The organism is Citrobacter sp. RHBSTW-00017, assembly GCF_013797615.1.
GTDB classification, from domain to species: domain Bacteria; phylum Pseudomonadota; class Gammaproteobacteria; order Enterobacterales; family Enterobacteriaceae; genus Citrobacter; species Citrobacter braakii.
In genome coordinates this window covers 1323797-1335107 of sequence record NZ_CP056899.1, presented here as the reverse complement: position 1 = coordinate 1335107, position 11311 = coordinate 1323797, and the positions used below count along the sequence as shown (strand labels likewise).

Sequence of the window (11311 nt, the reverse complement as noted above, 5' to 3'; positions counted from 1 at the left end):
ACGCATAACGTTAAAGCGCCATAACTACAGCCCCGGATGCCATGACGTCCGGGGCAATAACAGTCGTCGCTGCCGTATTTTGTAAGGGATAAACTATGAGAAATGTCGCGCCTGTTGCCTTACTGCTGGCATTAACGCTCTGTACCCTGCGGGTGAATGCCGAAGATGAACCGCAAATTATTACGCCGGAAGGCCTGGCCACCAGCCAGATGCTGCCCTCGCTGGACGGCGCGGTTGCCGATCTGCCGCTGAGCGCCGCCGCCCCCGGCAGCCTGACGCTCAACGACGCAGTGAGCCGCGCCGTGAGCTGGCATCCTTCTATTCGTGAATCCATCGGCAAACTGCTCTCACAAAATGAGCAGATCGACGTGGCGAAATCAAAATATTACCCGCAGGTTTCTGCCGGGATGAACAACGGTTACAGCAATACTTATACCGATCACGGCTTTAGCCCGGCCCTGGTTATTTCAGTATCGCAAATGCTGTACGACTTCGGCAAAGTGGCAAGCCAGGTCCGCGCTGAAACCGCCGGATCCGCACAACAGCAGGCGAATGTGTTACTCAGTATTGATACCATCGCCCACGCAACCGCCAACGCGATAGTCCAGGTGCAGACGTGGCAGCAAATGGTGGACGCCGCCGAAGAGCAGCTCAGCGCCTTGAACGGTATTGGTCGGCTGACCCGTCAACGCAATGATGAAGGGGCAACCTCGCTATCCGACGTGGTGCAAACCGATGCGCGTATCGAGTCTGCACGTTCTCAGTTGGCGCAGTATCAGGCTAATCTCGACAGCAGCAAGGCAACGCTGATGAGCTTCCTCGGCTGGAACTCGCTTAACGGCATCAGCAACGAATTTCCGGTCAAACTGGACAGCAGTTGTGATGTGGTCAAACCGGACGATAAGCTGGTTCCCGCGGTGCTGGCGGCATGGGCGCAGGCGAATGTGGCACAGGCAAATCTCGATTACGCCAACGCGCAGATGACGCCCACTATCTCCCTGGAACCGTCGGTTCAGCACTATCTCAACGACAAATACCCCAGCCATGAGGTGCTCGACAAAACCCAGTACTCCACGTGGGTAAAAGTCGAGATGCCGCTGTATCAGGGGGGCGGACTCACCGCCAGACGCAACGCCGCCAGTCACGCGGTAGAGTCTGCACAGTACTCCATCCAGCGTACCCGACTTGAAGTGCGGCAGAAATTACTGGAATCCCGCAGCCAGGCGATGAGCCTCGCTACTGCCCTGCAGATCCTGCGTCGCCAGCAACGGCTGAGTGAACAAACGCGCGAGCTTTATCAACAGCAGTATCTGGACCTCGGGTCACGCCCACTGCTCGACGTGCTTAACGCCGAGCAGGAGGTATATCAGGCCCGTTTTGCTGAACTCCAGACTCAAAACCAGCTGCGCCAGCTCCAGTTGAACTGCCTCTATAACACCGGCTCGCTTCGCCAGGCGTTCGCCTTAAATAACCGCAGTATTCAATCGGTGGAGATAAAGCTATGAGCGACGTCGATACACATGCGGAAGATGCGATTGGCGAACACGCCCTGAGCCAGTGGGCGCAGGCAATGACGCATATTGCCTGCCACTATCGCGTTGCCTGTTCGCCCGGCGCAATCTAGGCCAACGCCCCGTGGTTTGCGGGAAAAAGCCGAACCATGGCCCTGTCGCAGCTGGCGCGTCAGGCGGGGCTGTCATTTCATGCGCTGGATACCGCCACGCAGGCGTTCGGCCAGTGGCGTCTGCCGGTGGTGGCGGAACTGCGCGACGGCCAACTGATGGTGATAGAACATTTCAACGGTGAAGATGCGTTGGATGTTTTTATCATCGCCGAAGAGGGCCAGCGTAACCGACTCACAGTTGCAGAACTTCTGCCGGAGCTCGTGAGCATTACTGCGCTGCGCCCGCTGTCAGCGCTGAAGGACAGTCGGGTAGACCGCTATATTTCGCGCTTCAGGCCCGACTGGATGCGCGAACTGGTGTTACAGGACATCCGCCCTTACCTGCCGGTCATGGTTGCCGCCTTTCTGATTAACGTCCTGTCGCTTGCCGGGATTATCTTTTCGATGCAGGTCTATGATCGGGTGATCCCCGCCCAGTCTTATCCAACGCTGTATGTTCTCTCCACCGGCGTTCTGGTGGCGGTGCTGTTTGGCTTTTTGCTGCGCGAAGCGCGTACCCACATAATGGACCTGCTCGGCAAACGCGCTGATATGCGCATTTCCGATCGCGTGTTCAGCCACGCATTGCGGCTGCGCAACAGCGCCGTTCCCCGCTCGACGGGGAGCTTTATTTCTCAACTGCGCGAGCTGGAACAGGTTCGCGAGATGATCACCTCCTCGACCCTGTCGACGATTGTCGATCTACCGTTTTTCTTTTTGTTTATCGTGGTGCTGGCCTTTATCGCCCCGCCGCTGGCGTGGATAGCCCCCGTCGCGGCCCTGCTGATGATCCTGCCTGGTTTGCTGTTACAGAAGAAACTGGCGGTACTCGCCAACCAGGCAGCGCATGAATCCACCCTGCGCAACGCGGTGCTGGTCGAGAGCGTTCAGGGGCTGGAAGATATCAAGCTGATGCAGGCGGAAAACCGCTTTTTACAGCAGTGGAACAGCTACATCCGTATTACCGGAGAGTCCGGGCTGCGCACGCGCAAGCTGACTCAGGGGCTGATTGGCTGGGGCATGTCGGTACAAAGCCTGGTCTACGCCGCCATCATTATGTTCGGCGCGCCGATGGTCATTGAAGGCACAATGACCACCGGGGCGGTGGTGGCCGCGTCGATGCTCGGTTCCAGAATGATTGCCCCGATGGCGAACCTGTGCGGCGTGCTGGCCCGCTGGCAGCAGGTCAAGGCGGCGAAGATGGGGTTAGACAGCATCATGCAGCTTCCCACCGAAACGCAGTACGATGAAGACCGTGTGCATCAGGAGATTTTTCACGGCCATTATCTGTTTGAAAACGCGCACTTTCGCTACCACAGCGACGATCAACGCGTTCCGCTGCGCATCTCACGTCTGGAGGTCATGCCCGGCGAACGGGTGGCGATCCTCGGGCGTAACGGCGCCGGGAAATCAACGCTGCTACAGGCCATGGCGGGCGGCGTGGAGATTATCCAGGGCGATGTCCGACTCGATAACCTGAGCCTGGCGCAGATCGATATGGCCGATTTACGCCGCAATATCGGTTTTCTCAGTCAGAATGCGCGGCTGTTTTTCGGTACCCTGCGCGAGAACCTGACCCTCGGCGCACCGCATGCCAGCGACGCGCAGATCTTCGAAGCGCTGGAGGTCAGCGGCGCGGCGGCTTTCGTTAAACAACTCGCCAAAGGGCTGGCACACCCCATTATGGAGGGCGGCAACGGTCTGTCCGGTGGACAACGGCAGTCGATCCTGCTGGCAAGAATGCTGCTGCGATCGCCCAATATCGTGCTGCTCGACGAACCCAGCGCCTCGCTGGATGAACATACCGAACGAGAGTTTATTCAGCGCCTGAACCAGTGGCTGGGCAACCGAACATTGATTGTCGCCACCCATCGCGTGCCGGTTCTGGAGCTGGTCGAGCGCGTAGTGGTGTTAAAAGAAGGTCAACTGGTCATGGATGCCCCGAAAGCGCAGGCGCTGAATGCGAGCCGGGCACCAGCCCCTACTCACGGTCGGGAGTGGAAAAATGAAAACCAATCCGCATGACGCTGCCATGGACGACCTCGATATCCGCCGCGAGCGCCGTTTCTCCGGGGCCAGCCGCATTATTCTGCTCAGCACACTGCTGTTTGCCGTCCTGGGTATCTGGGCGTATTTCGGCAAGCTGGATGAAGTCTCGACCGGCAGCGGGAAAGTAATCCCCAGCTCGCGCGAGCAGGTCTTGCAGTCGCTGGATGGCGGTATTCTCGCCGAGCTCACGGTACGCGAAGGAGATAAAGTACAGGCTAATCAGATTGTCGCGCGCCTCGACCCCACTCGCTCTGAGTCCAACGTTGGGGAGAGCGCCGCCCGCTATCGCGCCTCACTGGCTTCCAGCGCAAGGCTCAATGCCGAAGTTAACGATCTGCCGCTCATTTTTCCTGCTTCACTACGCGCCTGGCCGGATCTCATCGCCTCCGAAACGCGCTTGTATAAAAGCCGTCGCGCGCAGCTCGCTGATTCTATGGCAGAACTGCAGGATGCGCTGGTCTCGGTAAATAAAGAGCTGGCCATAACCCAACGGCTGGAAAAAAGTGGTGCCGCCAGCCACGTTGAAGTGCTGCGTCTGCAACGACAAAAAAGCGATTTAGGATTAAAAATCACCGATCTGCGCTCACAATACTTCGTGCAGGCGCGGGAAGCGCTGTCAAAAGCCAATGCCGAAGTGGATATGCTGGCGGCTATTTTGAAAGGACGCGAGGATTCCGTCACCCGCCTGACCGTGCGCGCGCCGATGCGCGGTATTGTGAAAAACATCCAGGTCACTACCATTGGCGGCGTTATCCCGCCCAATGGCGAGATGATGGAGATTGTACCGCTGGACGATCATCTGCTGATTGAAACCCGCCTGTCTCCGCGCGATATCGCGTTCATCCACCCCGGCCAGCGGGCGCTGGTGAAGATAACCGCTTATGACTACGCGATTTACGGCGGTCTGGAAGGCGTAGTCGAAACTATTTCCCCGGATACTATTCAGGACAAAGTGAAACCGGAAATATTCTACTACCGCGTGTTTATCCGCACCCATCAGGACTTCTTACAGAACAAACTGGGACGCCATTTCTCCATCGTACCGGGAATGATTGCCACAGTGGATATAAAAACAGGTGAAAAAACCATCGTCGACTATTTAATCAAACCGTTTAATCGCGCAAAAGAAGCGCTGCGTGAGCGGTAAATCCTTGAGGATTAGGGGTTGCGGGGGCTGGTCACGCGTGTCACAAGTCTGTTATACTTGCTCTAACACATTGGGGCTGATTCTGGATTCGACGGGATTCGCGAAACCCAAGGTGCATGCCGAGGGGCGGTTGGCCTCGTAAAAAGCCGCAAAAAAATAGTCGCAAACGACGAAAACTACGCTTTAGCAGCTTAATAACCTGCTCTGAGCCCTCTCTCCCTAGCTTCCGCTCTTAAGACGGGGATCAAAGAGAGGTCAAACCCAAAAGAGATCGCGTGGAGGCCCTGCCTGGGGTTGAAGCGTTAAATCTAATCAGGCTAGTCTGGTAGTGGCGTGTCTGTCCGCAGGTGCCAGGCGAATGTAAAGACTGACTAAGCATGTAGTACCGAGGATGTAGGAATTTCGGACGCGGGTTCAACTCCCGCCAGCTCCACCACTTTTTAGTTGTTTGAAGTACAATGAAGTCTACTAAGCCCGCATGGAATCAGCCTTGCGGGCTTTTTTACGTCTATTGTCGTCCAGTGAGAATTGCTGAGAACTATCACATATGGCACCCTGAATGGGACCCACTAAGAAGGGTCCAAAAACCGAGGGTCCCAAAATGGCAAAAATCGCTAAGAAGCTCACTGACACTGAAATCAAAAGCACCAAGCCAGCCGACAAAGAAATCAACTTGTTTGACGGAGATGGTTTGATACTACGAATCGCTCCCCTCTCGAAAGGAGGAAAGAAGAATTGGTATTTCAGGTATGCAGTGCCAGTGAGTAAAAAAAGAACCAAAATGAGCCTTGGGACCTATCCTCACCTTACACTGGCAAGAGCCAGAGCCTTACGAGATGAATACCTTTCCTTGCTTGCTAATGGCATTGATCCCCAAGTTCATAACAACGATAAAGCTAATGCCTTAAAGAATGCTACTGAACACACTCTCCAAGCCGTGGCAAGGAAATGGTTGGATGAGAAGGTAAAGACCTCTGGTATCTCACAAGACCATGCAGAAGACATCTGGCGAAGCTTGGAGAGAAATATATTTCCCGGCTTGGGTAAGGTTCCTATCAATGAGATCCGACCCAAACTCTTAAAGCAACATCTCGACCCTATTGAGCAACGAGGAGTCCTCGAAACCTTACGGCGAATCATTTCCCGATTAAATGAAATATTTCGCTGGGCCGCGACTGAAGAACTTATCGAGTTCAATCCGGCTGACAACCTTGGGCAACGGTTCAGTAAGCCTAAAAAACAGAATATGCCAGCATTGCCCCCTTCCGAGTTACCCCGCTTCCTAATGGTGTTAAACAATGCCTCAGTTCGTATGGAGACAAGATTGCTGATTGAATGGCAATTGCTGACCTGGGTTCGTCCAGGGGAAGCCGTTCGTGCGAGATGGGCCGATATAGATACTGAAAAATCGATGTGGAACATCCCGGCTGAGTTTATGAAAATGAAGAAGCCTCACAAAGTTCCACTAAGCAAAGAAGCTTTGCGAGTCTTGGATTCAATGAAAGCCATCAGTGGGCACAGAGAGTGGGTTTTCCCCAGTATCAAAGCTCCACTCAATCATATGCATGAACAAACAGCGAATGCGGCCATAATCCGTATGGGCTTTGGTGGAGAGCTTGTAGCCCATGGAATGCGTTCTATAGCAAGAACGGCCGCAGAGGAGTCTGGAAAGTTCAGAACAGATGTCCTCGAAGCTGCTCTTGCACACTCAAAGAAGGATGAAATAATTGCAGCTTACAATCGAGCAGAATACTTAACAGAACGAGTTGCTCTCATGCAGTGGTGGAGTAATTATGTACAGGGCCAAAGATTCAAGATTATTGCTGCATAGAAATCATTAAAAGAAATCTAGGTAGCTATTAAGCTCATAAAGCATCCCGGAATTGATTTAGTTAAAATTGTTTATCCATATCATATTTCATATGTGCCCTAAAATAATCTTTCAGGGCACTATATAAATTAACTTCAATGGAGCATAACAATTCATTAAATCGATTTATTTAAATATTTAGCTAAAAATACTTTAGAAACTTTGAACTCAGGGAGTTTATTTTTGCTTACCTTCCCTAACCCTTCACTATCTATAACCAAGGCCTCCAGAGGTAATAAATAAACTTCTGAACCAATTTCCCAGTAGTAGTCGCAGCAAAATGAGGAATAATCCTTAATCTTTATGCAAATATTTTCATCATCCTCCGTGATAATAGCATTAAAGATGACATATCTATTGAAGCTTTTCAATAGCACAGAGGATGAAAGGTTCGGACATCCTTTTATAGAGTCTCCCATTCTATCTGAAATGGAATTTATATTTAATAATAACTTATTATAAGCACTCTTCAAAATTAATAAACTATATCCTTGAGGAACTTGTTCGAAAACTAAAAACCAAATAATAAAATTTAAGTACTCTTTACCTAAAAGATACATATCAAGTTTTTCGTCTTTTTTCTTCCCTTTCAAATTGACAAGCATTTTTCTTGTGTCTTGATAAGTGGGTATACCTACTTCATCTTCTTTGATTTTTTTATATTCACCTTCAAAAGTAATAGCCTCATTATCATGGACGATTGCATTCCTAATTAATCTAATTAATCGAAAGCATTCTTTTTGTATAAATAAATGTGTTGTTTCAGTGTCAAGTTTTTTATATTTGGTTATAAAATCCTCGCCAATAAGGTCTGGATTATCCCTATCTATTAAGGCATCTATCAACATAAACAAACATAGATCCATGACAACTCTATTTGCTGACATTCGATTATCTGGACCGATACCTATCTGTATTGGTCTAAAATCACCAAGTGAAGCCCCGTAGTCGTCACTAAGCTCAACTTTTCTGTAAGAAAGAATATCTGGGTGGTTTTTTATTTGATATAAAAAATTTAACATATATGACAGGTTTTTACTCATAATGATCCCTCAAATAATTGCTATATGATACCTAAAACCTATGTTACATCTAGAAAATGATAACTAAGTTGTGGTAAGATTGACATCATTTTCTTGACCTAATGCGGGTGCCAAAGTTGTCACAATTCAAAACCCCCCTCCGTTACCCTGGAGGTAAGGCAAAGTTCTCTCCACACATTGAGCAAATTCTTCGCTTCAACAACTTAGTCGGAGGCTGCTACGCGGAACCCTATGCAGGCGGAGCAGGTGTGGCATTAGGTTTGCTGCTCAACGGTCTTGTTGAGGACATTTTCATAAATGATATCGACCCTGCACTTTATGCTTTTTGGTCTGCTGTTGTAAATCATAACGAATCATTGTGTGAAATGATTTACGAAATCCCCGTAACTATTGAGAACTGGCATCAACAAAGAGACATACTGCTTAATAACGATAAATATAGTATGCTCGAAGTCGCTTTATCTACTTTCTTTTTGAACAGGACAAATCGCTCAGGCATTCTTAAAGCTGGTGTCATTGGAGGTAAGGAACAAAAAGGAAAGTGGAAATTAGATGCAAGGTTTAATAAACAGGATTTAATCAAAAGAATAAAGCTAATAGGCACCTATAAAGATAAAATTCACGTATCGAATCTTGATGCAGTAGATTTTCTGATGGCTCAAAAAAGCTCATTACCTAAGAAAAGCCTAATCTATCTTGATCCTCCCTACTATGTTAAGGGTGCCGAACTATATCGCAACTTTTATCAGCATGATGATCATGTTAAAATTGCTAAAACCTTGCGAAATATCACACTTCCCTGGATTGTTTCTTACGATAACGTTAATGAAATAAGAGAAATCTATCGGGGTCTTAACATGGCTGATTATTCATTAAGTTATACGGCTCAGGATAAAAAGAAAGGGCTTGAAGTTATTATTTATAATGACGGGGTAAATATCCCTGAGATTTGATTTTAAGGATGAGTTGAAATGATCAAAGATATTAGCTTCAAAAAATTCAAGAAACTTATCGATATCGATTTTTCATTCGATAAGGATGTTAACATCATCTCAGGTACAAATGGTACATGTAAAACGACATTACTACACTTGATTAGTAATGGTTTTCAGATGCCAAAAGTAAGGTCTCCTAATTATTCTAATAATAATTGTTTGAAAGTTATCAAAGCTATAAACAGAATAGCAAACCCAAAAATGGAAGCTATTGTCAGAGAATCTAAAAGTTATACAGACCCTGCGGAGGGAACAAAAGGAAACTTATTCTCAATAAATTATTTAGATGGAAGTATTCTTAGTTTCAGAAAACACAATTCTACAAACCCTGATGAGGCACAAAGATATGCCATAAAGCCCTTATACCCAAGAGGCGGTCCAAAGCAATCCTTACCATCCAAGCCAGTATTATATTTGGGATTATCAAGACTATTTCCAATTGGAGAAACTAAAGATGGCGATCTATCTAAAATTCCATTAAATTTACCTACTCAATACGTCTCCTACATATCAGATATCTATAAAGAGTTTTTAGGTATAAATATTACTAATATTGAAACTAATAATATTGGTGATTTTAAATCGGGTCCACTATTTGACACTGATAACCCAGATGTTGATTCTAATACTATTTCATCTGGGGAGGATAATTTATTTATAATAATAAAAGCTTTAGTGAGTTTAAGGTATTATTTTGAATCATTGATATCTTCAACAGCGGAAAAAGAAAGTATCTTATTAATAGATGAATTTGATGCAACCTTACACCCTTCACTACAAATGAGGTTATTAGATAAAATAGTTGAATATGCAAAGCTATATAAGATTCAAGTTTTCTTTACCACGCATAGTTTAACACTTTTGGAACATGCATTCCATAAGAAATATCATGTTATTTACTTAATCAATAATTTTACAAAATCTTTATTGTTAGAAGATCCAGATATTCTAAAAATAACAATGCATCTTAAAACTCAATCTAAAGATGAAACTTATACCAGAAATAAAATCCCTATTTTCACAGAAGATGAGGAAGCCCGCTTCTTATTACGTGAAATTTTTTCCTTCTGGATACAAAAAAATGCTAAGTTCGCCATCGTCGAAAATTATTTTCATTTAGTTGAATGCTCAATAGGTGCTGATAATCTGAAAACGATTTTTTCTGATCCGCATCTTATGGAAACTTCCTTAAAATCAATTTGTGTATTAGATGGTGATCATGGACCAGATTTAAGAAAAGGTATAATTTCTTTACCTGGTTCTAAATCACCAGAAGATTTAATATTTGAGCATTGTGAGAAAATTTTTAATGATGATGATGCTTCCTTTTGGGAAAATACTGACATTATAGATAATGGTTTTACAAAAGATTATTATATTGTTGCTATTCAGCCTAAAATCAAATCGATTGAACAAAAACTACAACAAAAAAGAGATAATGGCGAATCAACAGCAGGTCTGAAACGAGCACTGAATAAATCAGTTTTCAATTCACACATTGACTTTTTTAAAATGATCACCAGAAATTGGTTGAGAAAAGATGATAATAAGGAATCTTTAAAATATTTTCATAATGGTTTTCAACAATTGTTCTTTAGAGTTTGCTCTACCAACGGTATAAATAGGAAAATTTGGGATTATCCCTATGACTCATCAGTTGAAGATTAACTTCCTGATTCTCAGATATTATCTTATGGTTCACTTAAATGGGTGAGTAAATGATTGATGATAAACAAGCCATTATAGAAGCAACAGAATATCATAAAAAAAATAAAATGATTGAACATATTGATGTTGATAATATTACAACCAAAGAAGAAGAAATCTTTGGCAAGTCCTACTTTACAGTAGTATTTCCATTAAATGATTTAGGCAAAGAAATCCTAAAATCAAATTATCCATTTCGTACTGTTGTTGATCTTAAAACTGGTAAAGTGATTAGTTCTAGAAGAACGTATAGAAATAATACCATCCAAAAAAGAATTACATTTGCGTATCGATTACCCTATATTACACTGTTCGTAATGATATTAGCCGGTTATTTTTTTAGACCTATTTTTTCAGTAATAGCTTATTTATTACCACTTTTCACTGGGTTTACTTTATTCATGATCTGCTATCATGAAATGAAGGATTACTTAAAGAAAATGGCAGATTTTTTTGTTATCCTGTCAGGAACAATCGGAGCAAGTTTTTTAGTCTTACCTTTTTTTATAAATGATCAGTTACATTTAAAATCTATAAATTTATTCATAAACAGCCATGATCATATTTTTTCCCCAGCTAAATTTGGAGTAATCGAAGTCTTTATAATGTTTTATACAATAAAATGTTTAGTCGCTTTTAGTGAGTTATTTACAGCCAGAGAAGAATGGGTCTCTGAGCAACAAAAAAGAACAAAATTACGACAAATTTCAAAGTCTTTCAAAAACAAAAGAAAATACCTTAGACCGTTTGTTAATATTAAAAACAAAATACCCAAAGATATTTTTTCAAGGATTTGGCGTTAGTTGATTTTAGCTCTAAGATAGATCAATGGTGACA

At 45.2% G+C, this 11311-nt stretch carries 7 protein-coding genes, 1 other RNA gene and 1 pseudogene; 8 read left to right on the top strand and 1 reads right to left on the bottom strand.

Annotated elements, in window-relative coordinates; all coding sequences use genetic code 11:
* Positions 1-95: 95 nt before the first annotated feature.
* From HV037_RS06515 to HV037_RS06495, 5 genes and pseudogenes are all read left to right on the top strand, one after another.
* Positions 96-1505: a TolC family outer membrane protein gene (locus HV037_RS06515; RefSeq protein WP_046275995.1), complete on the top strand. Its 1410-nt coding sequence runs from the start codon at positions 96-98 to the stop codon at positions 1503-1505.
* A pseudogene (locus HV037_RS06510) lies at positions 1502-3688 on the top strand (type I secretion system permease/ATPase). The gene HV037_RS06515 and the pseudogene HV037_RS06510 overlap by 4 nt, the downstream one beginning before the upstream one ends.
* 7 nt (positions 3689-3695) lie before the next feature.
* On the top strand, positions 3696-4859 hold the full coding sequence (locus tag HV037_RS06505; RefSeq protein ID WP_088583165.1) for an HlyD family efflux transporter periplasmic adaptor subunit: 1164 nt from the start codon (positions 3696-3698) through the stop codon (positions 4857-4859).
* A gap of 72 nt (positions 4860-4931) precedes the next feature.
* Positions 4932-5295, top strand: a transfer-messenger RNA (tmRNA) gene (gene ssrA / locus HV037_RS06500).
* A gap of 165 nt (positions 5296-5460) precedes the next feature.
* The gene (locus tag HV037_RS06495; RefSeq protein WP_165634374.1) at positions 5461-6690 is read left to right on the top strand and encodes an integrase domain-containing protein; all 1230 of its coding nucleotides are present in this window, start codon (positions 5461-5463) and stop codon (positions 6688-6690) included.
* Positions 6691-6845: 155 nt separating this feature from the next.
* On the opposite strand, the gene HV037_RS06490 is transcribed toward HV037_RS06495, so the two are convergent.
* Positions 6846-7772 carry a hypothetical protein gene (locus HV037_RS06490; RefSeq protein ID WP_048268059.1) on the bottom strand — a complete coding sequence of 309 codons (927 nt, stop codon included), beginning with the start codon at positions 7770-7772 and terminating at the stop codon, positions 6846-6848.
* A gap of 107 nt (positions 7773-7879) precedes the next feature.
* Between HV037_RS06490 and HV037_RS06485 the strand changes: the two genes are divergently transcribed.
* From HV037_RS06485 to HV037_RS06475, 3 genes are read left to right on the top strand one after another with little or no spacing between them, the layout of a single operon-like run.
* A complete protein-coding gene (locus HV037_RS06485; protein WP_094642825.1) occupies positions 7880-8725 on the top strand; it encodes a DNA adenine methylase in 846 nt (281 codons plus the stop codon).
* Between the two features lie 18 nt (positions 8726-8743).
* Positions 8744-10435, top strand: a complete 1692-nt coding sequence (locus HV037_RS06480) for an AAA family ATPase (protein WP_049019433.1) — start codon at positions 8744-8746, stop codon at positions 10433-10435.
* 50 nt (positions 10436-10485) lie between these two features.
* Entirely contained in the window at positions 10486-11277 is a 792-nt protein-coding gene (locus HV037_RS06475) for a hypothetical protein (RefSeq protein ID WP_048268062.1), read from the top strand.
* Positions 11278-11311 lie beyond the last annotated feature (34 nt).

Coding starts and splice junctions, on each gene's coding strand:
- HV037_RS06515 (WP_046275995.1), top strand. CDS start 96: ATGAGAAATGTCGCGCCTGTTGCCTTACTGCTGGCATTAACGCTCTGT.
- HV037_RS06505 (WP_088583165.1), top strand. CDS start 3,696: ATGGACGACCTCGATATCCGCCGCGAGCGCCGTTTCTCCGGGGCCAGC.
- HV037_RS06495 (WP_165634374.1), top strand. CDS start 5,461: ATGGCAAAAATCGCTAAGAAGCTCACTGACACTGAAATCAAAAGCACC.
- HV037_RS06490 (WP_048268059.1), bottom strand. CDS start 7,772: ATGAGTAAAAACCTGTCATATATGTTAAATTTTTTATATCAAATAAAA.
- HV037_RS06480 (WP_049019433.1), top strand. CDS start 8,744: ATGATCAAAGATATTAGCTTCAAAAAATTCAAGAAACTTATCGATATC.
- HV037_RS06475 (WP_048268062.1), top strand. CDS start 10,486: ATGATTGATGATAAACAAGCCATTATAGAAGCAACAGAATATCATAAA.